Raw genomic sequence first — 24,192 nt, forward strand, 5'->3', positions numbered from 1 at the left:
ATGCAGCTCAGAACGGTTGGTAACAGTTCTATAACATTGGAAAATCTGCACCATAAGCACCCGAGCCGAGGAAACCGGATGTCGATTCCCTCGCCCGCAGCGCCCTAGCCGCACCCCTTCACGATCTCCAAATCGTCCACTGTTCACCACACCCCCGAAATGTGGTGACAGCTACCCCACAGAGTTCTTAAACGAGGGTGTACCTTTTCTCCCAATATCCACAGGCGGTATACAGGCCCGTACACCCGAACAGGCCTACACACATATTGGTCTAGTGCGCATTCACCTCAGCTGTCGGCAGAAAGCTGAGAAGATTAAGCCTTAGCGGAATAGGTACGGGCGTCGATTTTCCAGGCCGGCTGGTTCCACATGAATGAACGCACTGCAGCCTGGGTAGAGCTGGTCGAGGGCAATTTCCACTGCGTCTGCAACCTCGTGGGAGTGCATGACGCTCCACTCCCCTGGCACCTCCATGGTCAGGTACACCAACCGCTGGCGGCCAGAGGCCACGGTGCGACGATCCGTGAAGTTTACCGAGTGTTCCTGCTCCAACCGAGCTAGGAGCTGCCTAATGTTCTGACGCTCGTCGTCGGGAAGCGCCTCAGAAAGCAGGCTACTCACCGAATCGCGCAGGAGGCTATAGCCCGTCCATAAGATATTGATGCCCACTGCGAGCGCCACTACAGGATCCAGCCACCACCAGCCAGTAAGGAATACGGCGGCGATGCCGACAAGGACGCCGACGGAAGTCCAGACGTCGGTAAGCAAATGGTGCCCATCCGCCTCCAAGGTGGCGGAACGGTAGCGCTTACCTGCATGGATGAGCGCGATACCCACCGCGCCGTTGAGCACGGACGAAAGCGTTGACAACGCCAAGCCCCAGCCCGGCTCTTCAATCGGCTGCGGAACAAAGAAGCGTTGGATCGCCGTGTACACGATCATGCCGGCCGCAATAAAAATCATTGCGCCCTCTACCAAGGCGGAAACGTACTCGGCTTTGCCGTGGCCAAACTGGTGGTTATCGTCGGCCGGCTTAGAGGCAATCCGGAGGGCATAAAAGCCGGCGACGGCCGCGACGAGATTCACGATGGATTCGAAGGCATCAGAGAGGAAGCCCACCGAGCCGGTAAACCACGCGGCCAAGGCCTTGAGGATGATGGTAGCCACAGCGGCGGCGATGGATAGATGCATGAAGCGCTCAAGAATGCGCTGCTCTGATCCTATGGAGGACATAGTCACTTCTCCCTTCGGTTCGGTTGCGGACCGAAGGTCTCGTTCACGTCCGCGGGCACTGCGGGCGCTGGCTGGCCGGGCTAAACGCCAGTATGTCGACCAGTCATCTCGGAATTAACCGAGGGAACTACTCCCCTTCTGGAAATCCTAACTTTATAGGGCATGTGACACCGGCGCAAGATCGAAAAAAGCCACGGGAAACTCCCGTGGCTTAAATTCGTGAAGCTTTAGTGCTGGCCCTCTGCAAACTCTTCTACCAGCTTGGCGTTAAAGGCTGGCAAGTCATCTGGAGTGCGGGACGAGACCAAGCCCTGGTCGCAGTGGACTTCCTCATCTACCCAGGTGGCACCTGCATTGCGCAGGTCGGTCTGCAGGGACGGGAAGGACGTCAGGGTGCGGCCCTTGAGGGCTTCAGCATCAGCCAGGATCCATGCGCCGTGGCAGATGGCGCCGAGCGGCAGATCCTTGCTCATGTGGTTGCGCACGATTTCCACCGCAGCCTTATCCAAGCGGATGAGGTCGGCGTTATCGGTGCCGCCAGGCAGAATAATGCCGTCGAAAGACTCGCCAGTGGAGTCAGCGGTAGCGGCGTCAACGGAAATTTCCGTACCCTTCTTGCCGGTAATGGTGCCGGCCTCTGGGGCGAGGACACGCACGGTAGCGCCGGCGTTCTTCACGGCCTCCAACGGGGAGGTCAGCTCAGAGTCTTCGAAGCCATCGGTAGCGATGATGGCAATGGTCTTGTTATCTAGTTCAGCCATGTTGCAACCTCCTTTGTTCGGGTGCGCCGCCCACAGTAACGCGGAAGTTTCGTCTTCGCTACCTTCTTTTCGCTTCTGCGGACAAGCCCCTCGCCCACCGCCAAAACCAAGCTCAGACCGGCTGGAATTAGCCGCCGATCTTAAAGTCGCATACATCGCCGTCCTGCATGATGTAGTCCTTACCCTCTTGGCGGACCTTGCCATGCGCACGGGCCTCAGCCATGGAGCCAGCGGCTACAAGGTCATCGAAGGAAACGATCTCGGCCTTAATGAACTTCTTTTCAAAATCGGTGTGGATGACTCCAGCTGCCTGCGGTGCGGCAGAGCCCTGCTTAATGGTCCACGCACGGGCCTCCTTCTCCCCGGCGGTGAGGTAGGTCTGCAGCCCCAAGGTGGCAAATCCTGCCTTAGCCAGGGTGGCTAGGCCCGGCTCATCTTGGCCTACGGCCTCGAGCAACTCGCGGGCTTCGTCTTCTTCTAGCTCGAGCAGCTCGGTTTCGGTCTGCGCATCGAGGAATACGGCCTCAGCCGGGGCGACGAGCTGGCGGAGTTCTTCCTTCTTAGCGTCGTCGGTAAGCACTGCTTCATCCGAATTGAAGACATAGAGGAAGGGCTTAGCCGTCATCAGGTGCAGATCGCGCACGAGGGCGAGGTCAATCTCGCCCTCCTTCGCTGCGGCGAAGAGGGTGCGATCATCTTCCAGAATCTCCTGGGCCTTCTTGGTTGCTTCCACCTCGGCGGCCAAATCCTTATTCTTGCGCGCATCCTTTTCCAGGCGCGGCAGGGCCTTTTCGATGGTCTGGAGATCCGCAAGAATGAGCTCGGTATTAATAACGGAGATATCGTTGCGCGGGTCCACCTTGCCATCGACGTGAATGACATTGTCATCAGAGAAGGCGCGCACTACCTGGCAAATGGCGTCTGCCTCGCGGATATTGGCTAGGAAGGCGTTGCCCATACCTTCACCCTGCGAAGCGCCGGAGACGATGCCGGCAATGTCCACGAAGGACACGGTGGCAGGAAGGATGCGCTCAGAGTTAAACATCTCCGCCAGTTGGGTCAAGCGGGAATCCGGCAGCTCCACCAGGCCCACGTTGGGCTCGATGGTGGCAAACGGGTAGTTCGCCGCCAGGATCTCGGAACGGGTCAGGGCATTAAACAAAGTGGACTTGCCCACATTGGGCAGGCCGACGATTCCTAGTGTAAGACTCACGGGGCCAATCCTAACGCACCCGCCTTCTTTTAAGGCAAGATGGTGGGGTGAATTCTGATAGCCAACCGCTGCCCGATGACCCCCAAACGGGCTTGGGCGATAAGTTTGATGAAAGCTTCGACACCAGCAAGCTGGAGGATGTATCCCCACATCCACCAGGTGATCAGGTAGACCGCTCCGTCATCGCCGGCGAGGTGGTTAAGGCCGCCTCCCTATGGGCCGTTCGGCTGCTCATCATCTGCGTTTTCCTCTACGCCCTCTACCGTTTGCTAGGTAACTTCTGGCAGGGCCTTTTGCCGGTGCTTTTGGCCCTTATTATTTGCACCGTTCTGGCGCCGGTGGCGAAGAAGCTGCGAAACATTGGCCTTCCCGCCGCGTTGGCGGCCGCCGTAACCATTTTGGTTTCTTTCACGGCTGTTGGCGGCCTCATTGCGTTTGTTGCCCCAGATTTCATGCGGCAATCCCGGTCACTGTATTTACAGACGGTCTCCGGCATCCAACGCCTGCAGCTCTGGGCCCAGGGCCCACCGCTTAACCTCGATAGCGATGACATGAGTAGCTACATCGACGAGGCGGCGTCTTGGCTGCAGCAACGTGCCGGCGCCATCGCAGGCTCGGTCTTTACCGGCATCGGCACCGCCACGTCCATCTTGGTCACGCTCTTCATCGTGTTGGTGCTGACCTTCTTCTTCCTGAAGGACGGCGCCAAGTTCCTTCCTTGGCTGCGCGATGCCACGGGCAAGCGCGCCGGCTGGCACCTTACTGAGCTGCTTACTCGCGCCTGGAATACGCTGGGCGGCTTCATTCGCGCGCAAGCAGTTGTCTCGCTTGTCGACGCCGTCTTTATCGGCATCGGCCTCGCCCTTATCGGCGTTCCGCTGGCCATGGCTTTGGCGATCATCACCTTTATCGCGGGCTTCATTCCTTTCGTCGGCGCGATCGTGGCCGGCGCCCTCTCCGTCACCATCGCGTTGGTCTCCCTTGGCGTCACCAAGGCTCTGCTCGTCCTCGGCCTAGTGTTGCTGGTCCAGCAGTTGGAAGGCAATGTCCTCTCGCCCTGGCTGCAGTCCAAGGCCATGGACCTGCACCCGGTCATCGTCCTGGTTTCCGTAACGGTAGGCTCGGCTCTCTTTGGACTGATAGGTGGCTTCCTCGCGGTTCCGGCGGCCGCGATGTTTGCGGTGGCCTACCGCTACGGCCAAGACATGATGAAGCTGCAGTCGGGCGAAAAGACCGCCGCGGATCTGGACTTTTCTACCGTGGCTGGTTATCTCATCGGCCGCTACACCGAAGACCAAGGGCGTTATAAGCGCGAGGCATGGCTCAAGATGCCGGACTATGCAGCCCCAGAAGGCGCGTTTGCCGACGTCTCCGCGGACGGCGATTCCACTTCCCTCGACGCCGCCCTCAATGTGGAATCCACCCCCAAGGAGCATGAAAAGCCCGGCATGCGCGCAAACCTGCGCCGCGCCCGCGATGCCTTCGAAGGCCTGTTGAACGGAGATTCGAAAAAATAGTGAGTCGTGTCGGCGGCGCGTGCCATGCTGGAAGCCATGACTTCCACTTTGCCCGTGCTGCTACTTTTTATCGGCCTCATCCTCGGCGCGGTAATGGGCTGGTTAGCCCATTCTTACTTCGCTACGCGCTCCGCGCCGAGCGCCGAGCACCGCGCGCTGCAAGACTCGCAGCGCCGCCAAGCCGAACTCCAACCGCTAGAAAAGGCCATGGACCGCTTGGGATTTCAGCTCCAAGAAATTGAGGAAGACCGCACCGCGCTGCTCGCCTCCCTCTCCAGCCAGGTGCAAGCGGTGGCCCGCACCTCCTCCCGCTTGACCGAACGCACCGACAAACTAGTGACCGCTTTGCGCTCACCCAATGTGCGTGGCCGTTGGGGCGAGGTGCAATTGGAGCGCGTGGTTGAGCTCGGCGGTATGACCAAACACGTGGACTTTGATTGCCAGGTCTCCGCCCCATTGGGCGGACGCGTCGTCCGCCCTGACATGCTCATCAATTTGGCCGGTGGCCGCCACATCATCGTCGATGCCAAGGTTCCTTTTACCTCTTACCTTGACGCCCTAGAAACCGATGACCCGGAAGAGCACGCCGGCTTCCTCCGCCGCCACGCGCATTTAATGCGCGGCCACGTCCAGGCACTATCGCAGAAGGATTATATTGAGGCGTTTCAACCAACGCCCGAGTTCGTCATCCTCTTCGTTCCCGCAGACCCCTTCCTTGATGCTGCATTATCGGTGGACCCAGAACTTATCGAGTACGCCTTTGAACGCAATGTAGTTATCGCCACCCCCAGCTCGCTTTTTGCGCTCTTGCGCACGGTGGCCATGGGGTGGCACCAGGAAGATATTTCCGCCAAGGCAAAGGAGGTCCAGCGCTTGGGGCGCGAACTGTATACGCGCCTGAATACGCTTTCTGATCACTACGGAAAGGTGGGCCATAACCTGGAAAAGGCAGTCGAAGCTTATAACGCCACGCTTTCCTCGCTCGATTCCCGCGTGGGCGTCACCGCCCGCAAATTGCATGAGATGGATATCCCGGGCCGCACGGATCGCACCCCGCGGGAGCCCTTGCCTATTGATACGTGGCCACGCGAAAATTCGGCACTATAAATCCGCTGCTTTCGTGCGTGGAAATAGCCATAGGCCGGCGGCAACCGGTAGGATCTTCCGACGTGTCACAAGCCAAGCAAAGAAAGTCCTCCGCCGCCCAAAGCTCCGGTCTCCCCAGCATCGCGCTGGGCAAGGGCCTTGGGCTGCTCGCGGCACTCTTGCTCACCGGCGCGTTTATTTCCATTCTGATGGGTTCCATCGGGTGGGCTTACCTCGCGTTCCTTGTCGTCGGCTCACTGCTGGTGGCGCTCATCGTAGAAGAGCGGGGTCTTTTCCTCACCGTGGCTTCTATCCCCATTGTGTATGCCATAACGGTGGTCGTGGCCGGTTTCTTTATCACCAAGGCCAACTTGCCAGAGGGCGCATCGGCGTTTTCCAAGACGGCGATCGTCACCGCGGCTTTCCCCCTTGTCCAGAAGTTCCTGTGGCTCCTTATTGCCTTGGTGGGCGCGGCAATCATCGCCTGGCTGCGCTGGGCGCGCTTCCGCAAGACGGCCAAGCGCACCGCCGAAATAGAAACCGCTTCCCGCCGTGCCGACGCCGAACAAGACCGACGCAACCGCGAGCAACGCCTATCGGTTGCAGATTTGATGGCTCGCGATAGACCGGCAAAGAACTCCAAGCAGTCTCAAGCCGCTCCGCAGCGCGCCCGCGCCTCGCACACGCTGAAGAAGTCACGCCCCGCGCCCAAGGATCGTCTACGTGGTCGCGACCGTGAAGAGCGTCGCCGAATGCAACAAGAGGAACGCGACAATCCACTGCGCCCGGATCCAGTCCGGCGCGCTGGCGATTCCGTTCCGGCATCTCAGCAGCAGAAGGAACAGCCCAAGCAAGGTTGGGACGATAACCTCTACGACGAGGACTAAAGCAAAAAGAAAGGCCCGTTTCTGGGCCTTTCTTCCGTTTTGACTGCCGTATAGGCAAACGCTACTTAGGTGCGTGCTGGGCGCAGGTCGCGCGGCAGGGCGAAGGTAATCGTCTCGGTAGAGGTCGTTACCTGTTCTACGTCGCTATAACCGCGCTCGTCCAAGAACTCCAGTACTTCGCGTACCAGCAACTCAGGTACCGAAGCACCGCAGGTTACGCCGACCGTCTGGACGCCTTCCAACCAAGATTCGTCGATTTCCTTGGCAAAATCCACGAGGTGGGAAGTCTTGGCGCCTGCCTCAAGCGCCACCTCAACCAAGCGCACCGAGTTAGAAGAGTTCTTAGAGCCCACCACAATCATCAGGTCGCACTGTGGGGCGATGGCCTTGACGGATTCTTGGCGGTTTTGGGTGGCGTAGCAAATATCGTCTGAAGGCGGGTTCTCCAAGTGCGGGAAGCGCTCGCGCAGCTTATTGACAATGGTGATGGTCTCATCCACCGATAGCGTGGTCTGGGACAGCCAGATAAGCTTCTCATCCTGCAGGAACTCTGGCAGCTTGGCGACGCCCCCGACGCCATCCACGAGGTGGGTGACCTCAGGTGCCTCGCCGGCGGTGCCTTCTACTTCTTCGTGGCCTTCGTGGCCAACCAAGAGGATATGGTAGCCATCGCGTTGGAAGCGCTGGGCTTCCTTGTGCACCTTGGTAACCAATGGGCAGGTGGCGTCCAAAGTAAGCTGCTTGCGCTGCGTTGCTTCTGCGCGCACGGCAGGGGAAATACCGTGGGCGGAGAAGACTAGGTGGGCGCCTTCTGGTGCCTCAGAGGCCTCGTTGACGAAGATGACGCCGCGGTCTGCCAGAGATTCTACGACGTAACGGTTGTGCACGATTTGTTTGCGTACATAAATGGGCGCGCCGTACTTTTCCAGCGCCTTTTCTACGGTCTCGACCGCGCGGTCCACGCCTGCGCAGTATCCGCGCGGGGCCGCGAGGAGAACATTTTTACCATCAGTCATGGCTCCCAGAGTATCGAAACACTACGCAAAACAATAGTGAGGCCTAACGTCACCTTTCTGGCTACCCCGAGCGGGGCAATAGACCGCGCTGGCCCCTAAACTAGACGGAAGAACACGGCAGACTGAAGAAAGGGAGGCTGTGTGAATCAACCGGCAAATACTCCGGATACTCCCTGGCCCGTTGGCAAGGTCAATGACCAAGTCAAGGGCTGGATCGAGCGCCTGGGTTACCTGTGGGTAGAGGGTCAGTTGACCCAAATTAACTTCAAGCCCACCTGGAAGCTGTCCTACCTCACTCTGCGTGACGTACAGCAGGAAAAGTCCGTGCAATTGACTTGCCCATCATCGATGTTGCAGTCATTGTCAGCACCGCTGAAAGACGGCGACCGCGTCATTGTCCACGGTAAGCCCGCCTTTTACGCTGGACGCGGATCCTTTTCACTGTGGACCACCGAAATTCGTCATGTGGGCATTGGCGATCTGCTTGCTCGCATTGAAAAGCTGCGCCAACAGCTAGCTGCTGAAGGCCTTTTCGATCCCGCACGCAAGCGACCTCTCCCCTACCTGCCGCACAAAATTGGGCTGATTACCGGCCGTGGTTCTGCTGCAGAGCGGGATGTGATGGCGGTAGCCCATGACCGCTGGCCGGCGGTGCAATTCCGCGTCCTCAATACCGCGGTTCAGGGTGCGAATACCGTACCTGAGGTTATTGATGCGCTCCAGCAGCTTGATGCGGATCCTGAGGTGGACGTCATCATCATCGCCCGTGGCGGCGGCTCCGTGGAAGATCTGCTGCCCTTCTCGGAAGAAGCACTGCAGCGCGCAGTGGCAGCGGCCGGCACCCCGGTAGTCTCTGCCATTGGCCACGAGCCCGATAGCCCAGTGCTCGATAACGTCGCCGACCTGCGCGCCGCCACGCCTACCGACGCCGCAAAACGCGTCGTGCCCTCTGTGGCCGAGGAACGCGCCATCGTCGCAGAGGCTCGCTCTCGCATGGCGGCCGCGCTGCGCGGCTGGGTGGAAAGGGAACGTCGCGGCCTCGACAATATTCGTTCCCGGCCTGTCATGGCAGACCCGATGACCCCTATCCGTGCGCGCCGCGAGGAGGTGGAGCGAACCCGCGCTACCATGCGGCGAGAAATTGAAGTCATGGTGGAGCGGGAAACGCGCCACGTGGAATCGCTGCGCGCCCGCGTATCGGCGTTGGGACCGTCGGCGACTCTCGCCCGCGGATACTCCATTGTCCAGGTAGTACCCAAGGACGGTTCCGGGCCCGAGGTTGTCACCTCTTATAAGCAATCCCCGCCTGGCGCTCAACTGCGCATTCGAGTGGGCGATGGCTCTATTACCGCAGTTTCTATGGCCTCCCAGGCCGCCGATTAATCACCAACCGAGGAGAAAATCATGTCCGATGACACCATTGGTACCGGCCAGCCAGGCCAGGATGCTTTCACCCCAGTAGAAGAATTGAGCTATGAGCAAGCCCGCGATGAGCTTATTGAGACCGTGAAGATTCTCGAGCTTGGGCAGATGGGCTTGGATGAGTCGCTAAAGTATTGGGAGCGCGGCGAGGCCCTTGCCCGTGCGTGCGAGGCGCACCTCGACGGCGCGGCGAAGCGTGTGGAAGACGCGCTCGATAAAGCCGAGGACGCAGACGCTGAAGGAGACGAGTAGTGCAGATCTATGGTTATCCAGGCGAGCGCGTGGATTTTGTGTCGAAATCCGCGGCCGCCGGTTCCATTATGGCGGGCGATTCCCGAGATTTCGTAGAAGAATTCTTCGGTCCTGCACACACCCGCGACGATAATGAGGTGAGCTACTTCTCCCGATCCGTGGTGCTGCGCTTTACGGACGACAAAGTACGCGAGATTGCTATTTACCCGCAGCGCTCGCAGCGTGAACGCATCGATGTCTTTGCCGGAAAGACACGCCTCAGCGGCCTGGATGCGGAGGCTTTGGCGGAGGTTATTGCCCAGGCCGGCGACGGTCTTAGCGCCACCGCCGCGGAAGAAGGCTTGGGCGAGGTTATTTTTCGGCTATAGGTGCGGCGTCGATAAACGCAGCGGTAGCAGCCTCAAAGTCACTGTCGTCCGCAGCGCCGGAAATGATGAGGCGGGCATCGCCCAAATCCGTAACCCACAGGCGGCGCACGGAATCATCGTCGCTTTCTAGCACCCGCACTTGGTGCCCCTTGACCTCGCGGGCGGATTCAATGCCGCGGTAGTCGGCGTCGTACGTCTCGCCTGCCTTATCGGCCGCGACCTGCGTTTGCGTAGACTCCACAAACCCTTGGTCAGCGGTCACCCAACTGACCACGGTGGCGTTCTCGCCGCCCATATCGACGCGGCGGGCAGCATTGGCCTCCCAACCCTCTGGCATTTCGGGATTGCGAATTGCACCGACCCCTGCGCGGGCTTGGGTGTCTAGGAAGGTTTGTTCATCCACTTCCTGCACCGCTCCCTGCTGGGTTTCGGAGTTAATTGAACACAGGCCGGTCGCTCCCACGGCGAGCAGCATCATAATCACCACGACGGCGAGGGACAGGGAGATGTCCTTCGCGCCTTCAAAAATCTTTGGTCTTTCTTCTGCAGCCACGCGCCTTAGTATCGCACGGCCTGCTTTCAAAAAGCCACACGGCCCCTTTTCCCAAAAAAGATCTGTCAATCCCCCACAAATGGGGCGCAAAATCGAACCCATTAGAGCAAAAAAGTGCGAGAATGGAAAGGTAGAGCATCAAGGGGAACACCCCTCGATGAGAAAACTATGGAAGGCAACCACTACACATGTCCGAAAATACGTCTTATCTTCCTGACCGCAACCTGGCAATGGAACTGGTTCGTGTCACCGAGGCAGCAGCACTCGCTTCCGGCCGTTGGGTAGGCCGCGGCCAGAAGAATGAGGGCGATGGCGCGGCGGTCGACGCCATGCGCAAGCTCATCAATTCCGTAGCGATGAACGGCGTCGTTGTCATTGGTGAGGGCGAAAAGGATGAGGCCCCCATGCTCTTTAACGGCGAAGAGGTAGGCACCGGCGAGGGTGCCGCCATGGATATCGCCGTAGACCCAGTCGACGGTACCCGTTTGATGGCAGAAGGCCGCCCCAACGCTATCTCCGTCATCGCGGCCGCAGAGCGCGGAACCATGTATGACCCTTCCGCAGTCTTCTACATGGAAAAGATTGCTGTTGGCCCAGAAGCAGTCGGCGCTATCGACATCAACGAGTCCGTGGAGTGGAACATCGACTCCGTGGCCAAAGCGAAGAATATTCGCCCTGAAGATCTGACCGTGGTGGTCCTTGACCGCCCACGCCATGAGCAGCTCATCTCTGAAATTCGCGCCGCTGGCGCCAAGGTACGCCTCATCATGGATGGCGACGTAGCCGGCGCCATCGCCACCTGCCAGGATTCGAACTCCATCGACATGATGATGGGCATCGGCGGCACTCCAGAAGGCATCATCACCGCCTGCGCTATGCGCTGCATGGGCGGCGAAATCCAGGGCAAGCTGTGGCCGAAGGATGAAGAGGAAGCAGAAAAGGCCCGTGCAGCCGGCCATGATTTGGACCGCGTCCTTACCACTACCGATCTGGTCTCCTCCGAAAACTGCTACTTCGCTGCCACCGGCGTGACCAATGGTGACATGCTGCGCGGTGTTTCCTACCGCAATTCCGGCGCTACTACCCGCTCCCTGGTTATGCGTTCCAAGTCCGGCACCATCCGCTACATCGACTCCATCCATAAGCTATCTAAGCTGCAGGAGTATTCCGTAGTGGATTACACCACCCCGACCAAAAACTAGGGTTCACCCCCGAAGGCGGCCCTCCTGGTAGTTCTCCGCCATACTGGATAGCACACACCCCCCAATTAACTGAGGTGATCTTCACATGACTGAATACCGCATTGAACATGACACAATGGGCGAAGTAAAGGTTCCCGCAGATGCCCTGTGGCGTGCACAAACCCAGCGCGCAGTGGACAACTTCCCTATTTCCGGCCGTGGCCTGGAAAATGCGCAGATTCGCGCTCTTGGCCTGCTCAAGGCAGCCTGCGCCCAGGTAAATAAGGATTCCGGCAAGCTGGATGCAGATAAGGCCGATGCCATTATTGCCGCCGCTACCGAAATCGCCGAGGGCAAGCATAACGATGCCTTCCCTATCGACGTTTTCCAGACCGGTTCCGGCACCTCATCCAATATGAACACCAATGAGGTCATCGCCTCCTTGGCGCATAACAATGGCGTGGAAATTCACCCGAATGACCACGTAAACATGGGCCAGTCTTCCAATGACACCTTCCCCACCGCTACGCACGTGGCTGCTACGGAAGCTGCCGTTAATGACCTCATCCCGGGCCTGAAGGTCCTCCACGAGTCCTTGACCAAGAAGGCCAAGGAATTCGCTGATGTGGTCAAGGCCGGCCGCACCCACCTGATGGATGCCACCCCGGTTACCCTGGGCCAGGAATTCGGCGGCTACGCCCGCCAGATCGAGTTGGGTATCGAACGCATCGAGGCCACCCTGCCGCGTCTGGGCGAGCTGGCCATCGGCGGTACCGCCACCGGCACCGGCTTGAACACCTCCGCCGACTTCGGCGCCAAGGTCACCGAGGAGCTTAAGAAGCTGACCGGCGTGAAGGAACTGAAGGAAGCGGAAAACCACTTTGAGGCCCAGGCTGCCCGCGATGGCTTGGTGGAATTCTCCGGCGCCATGCGCTCGGTTGCCGTATCCCTCAATAAGATTGCCAATGACCTGCGCATGATGGGATCCGGCCCCCTGACCGGCCTGGCAGAGATTCACCTGAAGGACCTGCAGCCAGGTTCTTCCATCATGCCGGGTAAGGTCAACCCCGTCATTCCGGAGGCCGTCACCATGGTGGCTGGCCAGGTGGTGGGCAATGATGCCGCAGTTGCCTTCGGCGGCGCCCAGGGCCACTTCGAGCTCAACGTCTTCATCCCGATGATGGCGCGCAACGTGCTCGAGTCCGCTCGTCTGCTGGCTAATGCTTCCCGCGTCTTCGCTGATAAGTGCATTGATCACATCGAGGCCAACGAGGAGCGCATGAAGCACTTTGCGGAGTCTTCCACCTCCATCGTGACCCCGCTCAACTCTGCCATCGGCTACGAGAACGCAGCAAAGGCAGCAAAGCACGCCCTGCACGAGAAGATCACCGTCCGCCAAGCCGTTATTGACTTGGGTTTCGTCGACGGCGAAAACCTCACCGAGGAAGAGCTGGATAAGCGCCTCAACGTGCTGAGCATGACTAACCGCGACCGCGATAACTTCTAAGTAATCGCCGCACCGCTTCCCCGCCCGGGCAGGACTCGGGCGGGGTTTTGCATGTCTGGGGGTAAGGGGGCGTCGGCAAGCGCTATGGCATAGCACACATTAGAGGAAACGCACCTCTAAAATCACCACTTTTGCACTTGGTGCAAGTTTGCACCGAGTGTAAAGTTGCATGGCGTGCAAGAAGAACTATCACTACGCGAGCAGAAACGCCTCGAGACGCGCCTGCGCATAGAGGATGCCGCCACAAAACTGGTGGATGAACAATCCTTCAGCGCGGTCACCATTGAGCGTATCTGCGAAGTAGCCGGTATTTCTCGGCGCACCTTCTTCAATTACTTCGATTCCAAGGAATCCGCCGTTTTGGGCGCTCCAAGCACCGAGTTTACGGAAGAGATGCGGGAGTTCTTCCTCAATGAGCCAACGACCAGCATGGTAGACCTCGTCCTCCAGCTGGTCAGACAGCATATGGAAGGCCACCACATCAACCCGACCATCCGGGATCGCCGCAAGCGCATCTCCAATGATCCAGATGCAGCAGCAGCGGCAATCAGCCGGAAGCGAGCAAAATCCATTGAGCTCATCGATCTCGTTGAAGAGCGCCTTAACAAAGAACCGGAGCTTCGCGTCCTCGACAGCTGCTCTTCCAGCACCGAGGCGATGCTCATCGCCGGCCTCGTCCGTGAGGCACTGTGGTTGGCGATGGCCTCCCCGGATGCAGATTGCAGCCTAGACCTCGGCGCGCGTCTCGATACTTCCCTCACGCTAATAACAGATTTTATGAAAGGAATGCGATGGTAGATACGGCTGCTGAGGCCCCTTCCCAGGGCAAAACCCGCGCCGATAACCTCGGGCTTATTTTCTCGGCCCTGATGCTCACCATGCTGATGAGCTCCTTGGGCCAAATGATCTTCTCTTCCGCTCTCCCCACCATCGTTGGTGAGCTCGGCGGCGTCGACCACATGAGCTGGGTCATCTCCGCCTTCCTTGTCACCATGACCATCGCCATGCCTATTTCCGGCAAGCTGGGTGACATGCTGGGCCGCAAGTGGCTCTACATCGGCGGTATCGCCATCTTCGTCGTGGGCTCCACCCTCGGTGGCTTTGCTAACTCCATGGCGCTGCTGATCATCGCCCGCGCTGTACAGGGCTTTGGCGCAGGTTTTATGATGATTTCCTCCCAGTCCATCATCGCCGAGGTGACCTCCTCCCGTGAGCGCGGCAAGTTCATGGGCATCATGGGCGGCGTCTTTGGCCTGTCCTCGGTTCTCGGCCCCGTCCTCGGCGGCTGGTTTACCGACGGCCCAGGCTGGCGCTGGGGAATGTGGATGAACATCCCGCTGGGTATCCTCGCCATTATCGTGTGCACCCTAGTGCTGCACCTGCGCGTGGGTGATGCCGATATGAAGCGCTTTGACTGGCTCGGCGCCACCTTCATCGCGATTACTACCGCTTCCCTTATCCTCATGACCACCTGGGGTGGCACCGAGTACGACTGGGGCTCTTCCATGATCCTCACCTTGGGTGCCATCACCATCATTGGCGCCATTATCACCGTCCTGGTGGAGCTGCGCGCTAAAGAACCTCTCATCCCGGTCCGCCTGTTCAAGAACCGCAACATGGCCCTGACCACCCTCTCCGGCGTGGTACTTGGCCTGGCAATGTTCGGCGTTCTGGGCTACATGCCAACCTATCTGCAGATGGTGCATACCCTGACCCCAACCAAGGCGGGTCTCATGATGATCCCGATGATGGTGGGCCTTATCGGTACCTCCACTGGCGTAGGCTTTATCATCGCCCGCACCGGTCACTACAAAGTCTACCCCATCATCGGCCTGGCAATTACTGCTGGTGCGTTGTTCTGGATGTCTCACCTAACCGTGGAGACCTCCCTGAAGCAGCTTGGCTGCGAGTTCCTGGTCTTCGGCATCGGCTTGGGCATGGTTATCCAGGTCCTCGTGCTCATCGTCCAGAACTCCTTCCCACTGTCCCAGGTGGGTACAGCTACCGCGGCGAATAACTTCTTCCGCCAGATCGGTTCTGCACTGGGCGCTTCCCTGGTTGGCTCCATGTTCATCCACAATATGAAGGATGAGATGGCCGCCCGCATGCCGGAGGCTTTCCAGAAGATGGGCCCGGAGGGTGCCGCCTATGCAGAGAAGTTCGGCGATGCTGACGGCGGTGCCAATAGCCTCACCCCGGATTTGGTTGCCTCCTTCCCTCAGCCCATCGAGGAAGCAATCCTCAACTCCTATAATGACGGCCTGACCCCGGTCATCGCCCTGATGGTTCCGCTGGTTATCGTCGCCCTCGTCCTCCTCCTGCCGCTGCGCGAGGAGCGACTGAAGGAAACGATTGACTAATGTTACTGTCACCTGCAGAAATATAGGCCACTAGCCGGGAGCTGCATGCCCTGCGCGATGAATTCCCGCTTGCCGACGCCCCCATAGAATCCGCGCTCGGCTATGCCTCCGGCGGCCTTCAAGCGGCGTTGGATATTCAAGCCGGTCCCATCGAGGTGCGGCGTACAAGGGACTATCTAGTGTCCCTAGCCCGCGCGCACGGCACCCCGATCCCGCGCTTTAGCCGCTTGAGCGATGACATGCGCTCACAAGCTCAGCGTTGGTTTAGTTCCTGATACGTTCCTGCAGTGTAGCGCCCAAAATGCCCCTGCCATCGTTACCACGAGTGTGGTACGAGCAGGGGCTTAAATGCGCTGGGAAACTACCGCTTCTTTTCCTCCGGCTTGGGCAAAAGCAACTCATATACGTCGGTATCGCGCCATTGGCCCGCAAGCTCGCCGTAGGTCATCTTCGCCATATGCGAGTAGGTGCCCACCTTCACGAAGCCGCGCGATTTATGCAGCCCCGCAGAACCTGTATTTTCGGGGAAAATCCATGAGTGGATGGCCCACTTGTGCAGGTCCTGACACACCTCAATCAGACGATCCAGAAGTGCGCCGCCGATGCCGCGCCCTTGTGCCTCGGCGCCTAGGTAGATGGAATCCTCCACCACTCCGTGGAATACGGTGCGGGTAGATACCGGTGCTGCGGAAACCCACCCCAGGACCTTAGAATCATCATCTGCTTCAACGGCTACATGCACCGAAGGCATGATCTTGCCGGCTTTGAATTCCTCAAAGGTCAGGGATCGGGTCTCATAGGTAGCGTGCCCAGTATTGAGCCCCTGTTCATAGATCTCTCGCATCTGCGGGTAATCCGCCGCGGTAAAGGGGCGGATGCGGAAATCTTTCTTCTTGTCGTCCGAAGACGTCTGCTTAGCGTTCTCGCTCATATACAACATTATTACTGGGCCATGCCCAGCTTCGCCACGCTGTACACATAAAGATCGCCAAACGCGAACGAACTTGGCCTAGTTGCCGCCTTCCAACAGGTCAGTAACGAGCTCCGCAATGGCAGAGCGCTCGGAACGCTGCAGCGTAATATGCGCAAAAAGCTCGTGTCCCTTGAGCTTTTCAATCACTGCCTGCACTCCGTCGTGCCGGCCCACGCGCAGGTTATCGCGCTGTGCCACATCGTGAGTAAGAACTACTCGCGAGCCCTTCCCCAACCGAGAAAGCACAGTAAGCAAGACGTTTCGCTCCAAGGACTGCGCCTCATCCACGATGACAAAAGCATCATGCAGCGAGCGCCCGCGAATATGCGTCAGCGGCAAGACTTCGATAAGGCCACGCTCATGTACCTCTTCCATGACGTTGTCAGACACCAAGCCCTCCAAGGTGTCATAGACCGCCTGCGCCCACGGGTTCATCTTGTCCGATTCAGTGCCCGGTAGGTATCCCAGCGACTGCCCGCCAACCGCATACATCGGGCGAAAGACCACAATGCGCCGGTGCTCCCCGCGCTCAAGCACCGCCTCCAAACCGGCGCACAGCGCAAGTGCCGACTTGCCGGTGCCGGCGCGGCCACCGATGGAGACAATTCCCACGTTTGGGTCCATCAGCAGATCCAAAGCGATACGCTGCTCTGCGGAGCGTCCGTGAAGGCCAAAGGCATTGATATCACCACGTACGAGCTCGACCACGCCATCAGCACTCATGCGACCCAGCGCGGATTGCGCACCCGCTGCCAAGGTCAAGCCGCAGTGCACCGGCAGATCCTCCACCGCGGTACCCTTTTCAGTTTCGACGCCGTCTAGCATGACTTCCCCATTACGATAGAGGGCATCGATGACATCCGAGCTGGTTTGCACCGTCGCCATTCCGGTATAGCCGGTCAAGACTACGTCCTGGGCGTGATACTCATCCGCCTGCACGCCTACCGCGCCGGCCTTCACACGCAGTGGCACGTCCTTCGTGACGAGCACGGTGTTCTTCCCCTCGTGCGCAAGGTTGAGAGCGCACGCCAAGATGCGGTGGTCGCCCTCGGGCCCGCGGAACGCGGTAGGCAGCAAGGATTGGTCTTGATGGTTCAATTCCACGCGCAGGGTGCCGCCATCCACATTGACGGGAACCGGCTGGTCTAAGGCCTCATAGGTAGCGCGCAGCTCCTCCAAAAAGCGAAGAGCTTGGCGGGCGAACCAGCCAAGCTCCGGGTGATGACGTTTTCCTTCCAGTTCAGAAATAACTACAACGGGAAGGACCACATCGTGTTCTGCAAATTTACGCAGGGCCCAAGGGTCAGAAAGCAAGACCGAGGTATCCACTACATAGGTCTTGGTAGCGACGGTGTTATCAGTAGTGGCAAGCGGAGTAGAAAGTACAGAGGGACGAGGCATGATGGCAGGGTTCTCCCTTAGTGTGCGGTAGATCAGACTTCTTCCGAATCACCCCGAATCCCCGGGGTTGCCACCCAAAGTAGGCACCGAAGGTTGAAATTACATGGGTGCAAGATGAACATTAAGAAAACGAAAAATCCCTCCGCAGCAGAAGCTGCAGAGGGAGAAGCTCTAAAAGAGCTATTTACTTCTCTACGGAAGAGGTGAACTTGCCGCTCTCGTCCTGGATCCAAGAGATAACGCCATCGTCGAACTGCTGGGTCCAGCCCTTGCCCTGAGCAGCCTTTTCCTCAGCAGCCTTAGGCAGGCCTACCTCAGAGTCCAGGCCACCCTGCTCCTTCCAGGTTTCAGCAATCTTGCCAACGATAGGCTGAGCGCCCTCATCGTCGTCGAAGGTCAGCAGGTTGCCGTTATCGAAGTTAGCGAGGAACTCATCATCGTCACCCTGCTCGATGCTCTTTACGTCGCCCCACTCAGCCTTCTTCTCTTCGATTGCGGAAGCGAAATCAGCCGGAACCTCTACGTCACCGTTAGCGGTAGCGATGGACTTGGTAGCGCCGTCCTTGTCGTCAGCGTCATCCTGGTCGTCCGCATCTTCAGAGTCAGATGCTTCTGCATCCTCGGAATCGTCCGCGTCGTCAGCGTCATCCTTAGAGGTGGCCTCGGCGGCAGCGGAGCCAGCAGTGTCGGTAGCGTCTGCAGCTACGGAGCCGGCAGTGTCCTTGGCGTCGTCAGCTGCATCCTCAGCATCGGAGCAAGCTACGAGAGCAACGGACAGGGTTGCGGCTGCGAAGCCACCTGCGATACGACGGGTCATCTTCTGCATTTCTGCATCATCCTTTCAACGAGAAAGTAAGTTAATTCTAAATTTTTGTTTAATCGTCCTTAATGACGAACGACGCCCACCGTAATGGCACCATCCAGCTAACGCCACCCGCACGGACAGGAAGCGGACAGCAAACAGTAAAGGACTACCTACGTTTGCGCTGCTTAGAGGCCTTCTTTTTCTTTTGTAACGAATTGTTAACGTTTCTCCGCGCTTGCTTCGCCTTCGCCTTTTCCCTGGCGCTGCGCTTCGGCTTCTCTTGGCGGGAGGAACGCGCCGTGCGGCCCTTAGCGACGCCCACGAAGTCCTGAATTGCTTCCCCGTCATCGTCCTTGCGCCACACCAATGCAATCTCTGTCACTGGCACGGACTCGTCCTTGAGGCTCAACGGCACCACCTGCTTTTTGCTCAAGACCTTCAGCAGGGGCCGCGGCGCAATCGCGATGCCTACATTGGCCGCCACCACTTGGAGGGCATCGCGGACGGCGGGGACATCGACACGCCCGGAATCGGCGAGGCGGTAGTTAAGGTGTTCATCAGCGACGTCGGCAAGCGTAAGCTCCTCGCCCACCTCCGCATAGACCGAGTCTTTGGGAACGGCGATGCCCGGGGCCTCCTGATACAGTCGCACCACATGGAAAGTGTCGTCCACCCGCGCATCCGGCAAGCGCGCAAGAGCTAGGTCGACCTTGCCGGCTACCAGCGGGGCGAGCGCATCGTCCGCATCAACGGTGTACAAGCCACCATGAGCAGTATTTTCTTCGAATCGGCGAAACCACTTTCCAGGCTCTGTACCGGTGGCAAAAGCTAAGCGCAGCATAGAGGACAGTCTACTGAAAGTGCTACGGTAAAAGCGTGACTGAAGAACAAAAGCAACCATCCGGCACCGCTATGCGTGCCCAAACCGCGGCGAAGAAGCTAGGCATCTACCTACCCGCCGCGCCGGACGAGTTTCAAAATAGTGCCATTAGCCACGAAGAGCTGCGCGAATTGCAGCATAACCCGCCCGAGTGGCTACAAACCTTGCGCCGCGAAGGACCTCATCCCCGCCCTGAGGTTGCCCATAAGCTAGGCATCTCGGTTACCGCGCTCAAGAAGAACGATATGGATAAGCCGCTGACCACAGCGGAAATCAATCAGCTCCTCCAAGAGCAGCCGGAATGGCTCCAGCAGGCCCGCGCCACCATGGCGCAGGCCCGTGGCCATGAGGTGAAGGACTAGACCAGCTGCCAGTCCTCGAGGCCCTCATACAGCGGGTAGTGCTCGGCAATCTTGTCCACACGAGCGCGCAGGGCCTCCACATCGGCATTCTTGCCCTGTACCAAAGCGGTACCGATAATATCTGCAACCTCGGTGAAGGCCTCAGCATCGAGACCGCGGGTTGCCAGCGCAGAAGTACCAATGCGCAGGCCAGAGGTGACCATCGGCGGACGCGGGTCATTCGGTACGGCATTGCGGTTAACAGTGATGCCTACCTCGTGCAGCAGATCCTCTGCCTGCTGTCCATCCAATTCGGAATTGCGCAGGTCCGCCAAGACCAAGTGCACATCGGTGCCGCCGGTCAGTACGTCCACGCCAGCTGCCTTGGCATCTTCGGCGGTAAGGCGCTCTGCCAGAATGCGAGCCCCCTCCAAGGTGCGTTCTTGGCGCTCCTTGAATTCCTCTGTAGCGGCAATCTTCATGGCGATGGCCTTGGCTGCGACCACGTGCATCAGCGGTCCGCCCTGCTGGCCTGGGAAGACGTTAGAATTGATCTTCTTGGCGTAATCCTGCTTGGCCAAAATCATGCCGGAGCGCGGGCCACCCAGGGTCTTATGCACGGTGGTGGACACGATATCCGCGTGAGGCACTGGGCTCGGGTGCAGGCCGGCCGCCACGAGACCAGCAAAGTGGGCCATATCTACCCACAGGTAAGCGCCGACCTCATCAGCAATTTCACGGAAGGCCGCGAAATCCATGGTGCGCGGGTAGGCAGACCAGCCTCCGATAATGACCTTCGGCTTTTCCTTCAGCGCCTGCTCGCGCAGCTTATCCATGTCCACACGCATGGTCTCTGGATCCACCTCGTAGGCAGCGACATCATAAAGCTTGCCAGAGAAGTTCAACTTCATGCCGTGGGTAAGGTGGCCGCCGTGCGCCAGGGACAGGCCCAAAATCTTGTCGCCCGGCTCAGCGATGGTGGAAAGCACGGCTGCGTTCGCCTGCGCACCGGAGTGCGGCTGAACGTTGGCGAATTCCGCACCAAAGAGCTCCTTAGCGCGGCTGCGAGCTAGGTCTTCCACGACGTCGACATGCTCGCAGCCACCGTAGTAGCGGCGCCCCGGGTAGCCCTCGGCGTACTTGTTGGTAAGCACGGAGCCCTGTGCCTGGAGCACGGCGCGAGGCACAAAGTTCTCAGAGGCGATCATTTCCAGGGTTTCGCGCTGGCGGGAAATCTCTCCCTGAATTGCGCCGAATACGTCCGGATCGAGGTCGCGGAGGTCAGAGGTAAAAGAAGCCATAAAGGTGTGGTCCCCTTCTCAAAATCAAGCGGTATGGGATGCTGCATATCTTATCGTGCCATGCTCCCTAAGGGGGCATACTTTTACCCACAGATTATGCAAGTGCAACAATGGAGCCATGGCGCGCACATTGGATTCGAGTCCCTACCTAGATTTTGACCGCGAGACCTGGCGTGAACTGCGTAAATCCATGCCTCAGGTGCTCACGGAAACCGAGGTGGAAAAGCTTCGCGGCCTAGGAGACCGCATCGACTTGGATGAGGTGGCTGATGTCTACCTCCCCCTCTCCCGCCTTATCCATATGCAGGTCATGGCACGCCAGCAGCTCACCACGGCTACCGAGTCCTTCTTAGGCAACCCTCCGACGCACGTTCCCTTTGTCATCGGTGTGGCCGGCTCCGTGGCAGTGGGAAAATCCACCACTGCCCGCCTCCTTCAGGTGCTCCTGCAACGCTGGGACTCCCACCCCAAGGTCGCGCTCGTTACTACCGACGGCTTCCTCTTCCCCACCGAAACCCTCAAGAAACGCGGCCTCATGCAACGCAAGGGATTTCCAGAATCCTATGACCGGCGTGCACTCCTTCGCTTTGTCACGGACGTAAAATCAGGAAAGCCTCTGGTCAAGGCGCCACTTTATTCTCATATCTCCTATGACATTGTGGACGGGGAATACCAGGAAGTAAACCAGCCCGACATCCTTATTCTGGAAGGGCTCAACGTACTGCAGACGAGTCCCACGTTGACCGTGGCGGACCTCTTTGATTTCTCGGTATATGTTGATGCCCGCACCGACGATATCGAGCAGTGGTATATCGACCGCTTCCTTACTCTGCGGCACACCGCTTTCCGCGAGCCCAACGCCCACTTCTCTGCCTTTGCAGACATGAACGATGAGGAAGCCCGCGCCCAAGCTCGCGAAATTTGGCAGTCCATTAACCTGCCGAATTTGGTGGAAAATATCCTGCCCACCCGTGTGCGAGCCTCCCTTGTACTGAAAAAGGGCTCGCATCACTTGGTGGAGCAGGTACGGATGCGCAAGCTCTAGAGCCTATTTGCCAAAGCGGCGCGAACGTTGGGAGTAATCCCGCAAGGCGCGGAGGAAGTCCACCTTGCGGAATGCTGGCCAGTAAGTATCCGTGAACCAGATCTCGGAGTACGCGGCCTGCCACAGGAGAAAGCCCGACAGGCGTTGTTCACCAGAGGTGCGGATAACCAAATCCGGGTCAGGAAGTCCCTTGGTGTATAGGTGCTCCCCAATGGATTCTGCGGTGACGCGGTCCGCCATCTTCGCTGCGGTAGTTCCCTTCTCTGCTTCCGCACGCACCAAGTTCTGCACGGCGTCCACGATTTCTTGGCGCCCGCCATAGCCCACCGCCACATTGACGATGACCCCGGTATTGTCCTTGGTTTCTGCCGCTGCCGTCACCATGCGCTGGCGAATATCATCTGGGAGTAGGTCGAGGTGGCCAACCAAGCGCACCTGACAGCCGACGTCGCTATGGGATAGGTGTGTAACCACGTCCGAGATGATGTCAAAGAGCAGCTCTACTTCCTGTTCGCTGCGCTTCAGGTTCTCTGTGGACAGCAAATAAATGGTGACCACCTCGATATCAGTATCGCGGCACCACGAGATCATCTCTCCGATCTTCTTGGCGCCTTGGCGGTGACCATGGCTGATATCGGTAAACCCAGCCTCACGCGCCCACCGACGATTGCCGTCGGCCATAATGGCTATGTGCTTAGGCTGCGGCTTTCCCTTGATCAGGCGCGCCAGACGGGCTTCATAAGCTGGGTAGGCCAGCTGCTTGAGAGAACTCACGCTCATTAGTCTATCCGCCTAGAAAATGGACTTCTTGCGGTTATCGTAAATGCCGGCTTCCTTCATCGCCTTATCCACGGCTTCCTCATCGAATGGATCGATTCCGTGATCCTCAGCAAACATCATGCGGCGGCGAAAGCGTGAGTAACGGCGATGGAAATTCCAACCCGCAAACAACACCGCAACGCCCATAAGCGCCAAGATCAGCAGGCCAATGGGCGAAGCTTTGCCAAATTCAGGGCCCATTGGGCCACCTTCGGCGCCCTCGGTTCCCTGGGCTAGTACAAATACGTCATGTGCGGCCAGAACGAAAGAGCCATACATACTCATGTCTTAGGCCTCCTCTTTCTCTTCGATGCCGGCAAAAAGGTCGTTTTCTGGCAGGGAGGTAGAAACGCGGGTCTTCGCCAGCTCAAACTCCTCGGTGGGCCAAAGGCGCTGCTGTACCTCCACCGACGTCGCCAAGAAGGCACCCGCCGGATCGATCTGCGTGGCGTGCGCCCGCAAGGCCTCCTCGCGATTGCTGAAGTAATCCGCGCATTCCACCTGGGTGGTTACACGCGCCATGATATCGCCAAAAGCGGTGTCCCAACGCGCCAACATTGGCCCATAGGGACTGGTATTACCTTCTTCCAGGAGCAGATCATGGAACATCTTCATGCGCTGATAAACAAAGCCGTGCGAATAGTACAGCTTCAGCGGCTCCCACGGATTACCCAGCTCTGGGTGGTACTCGGCATCGCAGGCCTTCTCCCACGCGATCATGGAAGCCCGGTGCACCATCAAATGGTCTGGGTGCGGGTAGCCACCATTTTCGTCATAGGTGACAATGACGTGTGGTCGAAATTCACGGATGACCTGGACGTATTCCTGCGCGACGGTGTCATCTCCCAGCAACGCAAAACAGCCTTCCGGCAGTAATTCCTCCATAGTCTTGCCTTCAACCGGGTCCGGCAATCCGGAATCAACGTGGCCCAGCCAGCGGTGTTGTACGCCCAGTGCCCGCGCAGCGTTAGCCATTTCTTCTCGGCGGACCTCGCCCATCTTTTCCTTGATTCCCGGGCGATCCATGGCGGGGTTAATCACATCGCCACGCTCGCCGCCGGTACAAGTTAGCACCAAAACCTCATTGCCTTCTGCGGCATAGCGCGCGGTGGTTGCAGCACCCTTGGAAGATTCATCGTCTGGGTGCGCGTGGATAGCTAGTAGGCGAAAATCGCTCACTGAAAATCCATCCCCTTATTAATCTAGGTTCTTTGAACAGATGATTATCCTAGTAGATAATTGGAAAACAGTGGTCCTCGACTAGAGTGGAA

At 58.6% G+C, this 24,192-nt stretch carries 25 protein-coding genes and 1 pseudogene; 13 read left to right on the top strand and 13 right to left on the bottom strand.

Translation table 11 applies throughout. The annotated features are described in order from the left end of the window. Nucleotides 1-321: 321 nt before the first annotated feature. The 3 genes from RAE04_RS06065 to ychF form a co-directional block, all read right to left on the bottom strand. Nucleotides 322-1,233, bottom strand: a complete 912-nt coding sequence (locus tag RAE04_RS06065) for a cation diffusion facilitator family transporter (protein ID WP_317026760.1) — start codon at nt 1,231-1,233, stop codon at nt 322-324. A gap of 227 nt (nt 1,234-1,460) precedes the next feature. Beyond that, complete coding sequence (locus RAE04_RS06070) at nt 1,461-1,994, bottom strand: type 1 glutamine amidotransferase domain-containing protein (RefSeq protein ID WP_238801624.1); 534 nt, start codon at nt 1,992-1,994, stop codon at nt 1,461-1,463. Between the two features lie 127 nt (nt 1,995-2,121). After that, on the bottom strand, nt 2,122-3,207 hold the full coding sequence (ychF, locus tag RAE04_RS06075) for a redox-regulated ATPase YchF (RefSeq protein ID WP_179386300.1): 1,086 nt from the start codon (nt 3,205-3,207) through the stop codon (nt 2,122-2,124). 47 nt (nt 3,208-3,254) lie between these two features. Here ychF and RAE04_RS06080 point away from each other — a divergent pair, with 47 nt between their 5' ends. The 3 genes from RAE04_RS06080 to RAE04_RS06090 all read left to right on the top strand — a co-directional run bounded on the left by RAE04_RS06080 (nt 3,255) and on the right by RAE04_RS06090 (nt 6,697). Further along, nucleotides 3,255-4,724, top strand: a complete 1,470-nt coding sequence (locus RAE04_RS06080) for an AI-2E family transporter (protein WP_317026761.1) — start codon at nt 3,255-3,257, stop codon at nt 4,722-4,724. 36 nt (nt 4,725-4,760) lie between these two features. Continuing rightward, a complete protein-coding gene (locus RAE04_RS06085; protein WP_317026762.1) occupies nt 4,761-5,831 on the top strand; it encodes a DNA recombination protein RmuC in 1,071 nt (356 codons plus the stop codon). A 62-nt stretch (nt 5,832-5,893) separates the two neighbouring features. After that, nucleotides 5,894-6,697, top strand: coding sequence for a DUF6542 domain-containing protein (locus RAE04_RS06090; RefSeq protein WP_317026763.1), 804 nt, complete (start codon nt 5,894-5,896; stop codon nt 6,695-6,697). Nucleotides 6,698-6,762: 65 nt separating this feature from the next. On the opposite strand, the gene RAE04_RS06095 is transcribed toward RAE04_RS06090, so the two are convergent. Beyond that, nucleotides 6,763-7,713 (bottom strand): 4-hydroxy-3-methylbut-2-enyl diphosphate reductase, encoded by a 951-nt coding sequence (locus RAE04_RS06095; protein WP_317026764.1) that lies wholly within the window; start codon nt 7,711-7,713, stop codon nt 6,763-6,765. Nucleotides 7,714-7,854: 141 nt separating this feature from the next. Here RAE04_RS06095 and xseA point away from each other — a divergent pair, with 141 nt between their 5' ends. Genes xseA through RAE04_RS06110 form a run of 3 tightly spaced genes read left to right on the top strand, consistent with a single transcriptional unit; the run spans nt 7,855 to nt 9,755 of the window. Continuing rightward, nucleotides 7,855-9,096, top strand: a complete 1,242-nt coding sequence (xseA, locus tag RAE04_RS06100; protein WP_238801620.1) for an exodeoxyribonuclease VII large subunit — start codon at nt 7,855-7,857, stop codon at nt 9,094-9,096. A 21-nt stretch (nt 9,097-9,117) separates the two neighbouring features. Beyond that, on the top strand, nt 9,118-9,387 hold the full coding sequence (locus tag RAE04_RS06105; RefSeq protein ID WP_005327444.1) for an exodeoxyribonuclease VII small subunit: 270 nt from the start codon (nt 9,118-9,120) through the stop codon (nt 9,385-9,387). Then, nucleotides 9,387-9,755: a hypothetical protein gene (locus RAE04_RS06110; RefSeq protein ID WP_049378466.1), complete on the top strand. Its 369-nt coding sequence runs from the start codon at nt 9,387-9,389 to the stop codon at nt 9,753-9,755. Before RAE04_RS06105 ends, RAE04_RS06110 begins: the two co-directional genes overlap by 1 nt. Here RAE04_RS06110 and RAE04_RS06115 read toward each other — a convergent pair. Next, entirely contained in the window at nt 9,739-10,308 is a 570-nt protein-coding gene (locus RAE04_RS06115; protein ID WP_317026765.1) for a DUF4245 domain-containing protein, read from the bottom strand. The genes RAE04_RS06110 and RAE04_RS06115 overlap by 17 nt on opposite strands. Before the next feature lie 188 nt (nt 10,309-10,496). Here RAE04_RS06115 and glpX point away from each other — a divergent pair, with 188 nt between their 5' ends. The 5 genes and pseudogenes from glpX to RAE04_RS11725 form a co-directional block, all read left to right on the top strand. Then, a complete protein-coding gene (glpX, locus tag RAE04_RS06120) occupies nt 10,497-11,510 on the top strand; it encodes a class II fructose-bisphosphatase (RefSeq protein WP_317026766.1) in 1,014 nt (337 codons plus the stop codon). An 85-nt stretch (nt 11,511-11,595) separates the two neighbouring features. Beyond that, nucleotides 11,596-12,996, top strand: a complete 1,401-nt coding sequence (locus RAE04_RS06125; RefSeq protein ID WP_005323592.1) for a class II fumarate hydratase — start codon at nt 11,596-11,598, stop codon at nt 12,994-12,996. A 174-nt stretch (nt 12,997-13,170) separates the two neighbouring features. Beyond that, complete coding sequence (locus tag RAE04_RS06130; protein WP_317026767.1) at nt 13,171-13,794, top strand: TetR/AcrR family transcriptional regulator; 624 nt, start codon at nt 13,171-13,173, stop codon at nt 13,792-13,794. Next, complete coding sequence (locus RAE04_RS06135; protein WP_317026768.1) at nt 13,788-15,356, top strand: MDR family MFS transporter; 1,569 nt, start codon at nt 13,788-13,790, stop codon at nt 15,354-15,356. Before RAE04_RS06130 ends, RAE04_RS06135 begins: the two co-directional genes overlap by 7 nt. A 38-nt stretch (nt 15,357-15,394) precedes the next feature. Then, a pseudogene (locus RAE04_RS11725) lies at nt 15,395-15,631 on the top strand (hypothetical protein); the annotation flags it as partial. Between the two features lie 86 nt (nt 15,632-15,717). Here the strand turns inward: RAE04_RS11725 and RAE04_RS06140 are convergent. The 4 genes from RAE04_RS06140 to RAE04_RS06155 form a co-directional block, all read right to left on the bottom strand. Beyond that, nucleotides 15,718-16,287 carry an N-acetyltransferase family protein gene (locus RAE04_RS06140; protein WP_317026769.1) on the bottom strand — a complete coding sequence of 190 codons (570 nt, stop codon included), beginning with the start codon at nt 16,285-16,287 and terminating at the stop codon, nt 15,718-15,720. Nucleotides 16,288-16,365: 78 nt separating this feature from the next. Further along, nucleotides 16,366-17,730 (bottom strand): PhoH family protein, encoded by a 1,365-nt coding sequence (locus tag RAE04_RS06145; RefSeq protein WP_317026770.1) that lies wholly within the window; start codon nt 17,728-17,730, stop codon nt 16,366-16,368. 184 nt (nt 17,731-17,914) lie between these two features. Further along, entirely contained in the window at nt 17,915-18,556 is a 642-nt protein-coding gene (locus RAE04_RS06150) for a hypothetical protein (protein WP_317026771.1), read from the bottom strand. 145 nt (nt 18,557-18,701) lie between these two features. Further along, on the bottom strand, nt 18,702-19,376 hold the full coding sequence (locus RAE04_RS06155; protein WP_317026772.1) for a LysR family transcriptional regulator substrate-binding protein: 675 nt from the start codon (nt 19,374-19,376) through the stop codon (nt 18,702-18,704). 71 nt (nt 19,377-19,447) lie between these two features. Between RAE04_RS06155 and RAE04_RS06160 the strand changes: the two genes are divergently transcribed. Beyond that, a complete protein-coding gene (locus RAE04_RS06160) occupies nt 19,448-19,777 on the top strand; it encodes a DUF5997 family protein (RefSeq protein ID WP_023021891.1) in 330 nt (109 codons plus the stop codon). Here the strand turns inward: RAE04_RS06160 and glyA are convergent. Beyond that, nucleotides 19,774-21,057 (bottom strand): serine hydroxymethyltransferase, encoded by a 1,284-nt coding sequence (gene glyA / locus RAE04_RS06165; protein WP_317026773.1) that lies wholly within the window; start codon nt 21,055-21,057, stop codon nt 19,774-19,776. The genes RAE04_RS06160 and glyA overlap by 4 nt on opposite strands. Before the next feature lie 118 nt (nt 21,058-21,175). Between glyA and coaA the strand changes: the two genes are divergently transcribed. Further along, nucleotides 21,176-22,102 (top strand): type I pantothenate kinase, encoded by a 927-nt coding sequence (gene coaA, locus RAE04_RS06170; protein ID WP_049378455.1) that lies wholly within the window; start codon nt 21,176-21,178, stop codon nt 22,100-22,102. Nucleotides 22,103-22,105: 3 nt separating this feature from the next. Here coaA and RAE04_RS06175 read toward each other — a convergent pair whose 3' ends face one another. From RAE04_RS06175 to mca, 3 genes are read right to left on the bottom strand one after another with little or no spacing between them, the layout of a single operon-like run. Further along, the gene (locus tag RAE04_RS06175; RefSeq protein ID WP_408933128.1) at nt 22,106-22,882 is read right to left on the bottom strand and encodes an isoprenyl transferase; all 777 of its coding nucleotides are present in this window, start codon (nt 22,880-22,882) and stop codon (nt 22,106-22,108) included. Nucleotides 22,883-22,894: 12 nt separating this feature from the next. Further along, nucleotides 22,895-23,206, bottom strand: a complete 312-nt coding sequence (locus RAE04_RS06180) for a hypothetical protein (protein ID WP_005323610.1) — start codon at nt 23,204-23,206, stop codon at nt 22,895-22,897. 3 nt (nt 23,207-23,209) lie between these two features. Next, nucleotides 23,210-24,100, bottom strand: a complete 891-nt coding sequence (gene mca, locus RAE04_RS06185) for a mycothiol conjugate amidase Mca (protein WP_317026775.1) — start codon at nt 24,098-24,100, stop codon at nt 23,210-23,212. Nucleotides 24,101-24,192 lie beyond the last annotated feature (92 nt).

Origin of the sequence: Corynebacterium sp. CTNIH16 (genome assembly GCF_032821655.1) — a bacterium.
Classification (GTDB): Bacteria; Actinomycetota; Actinomycetes; order Mycobacteriales; family Mycobacteriaceae; genus Corynebacterium; species Corynebacterium marquesiae.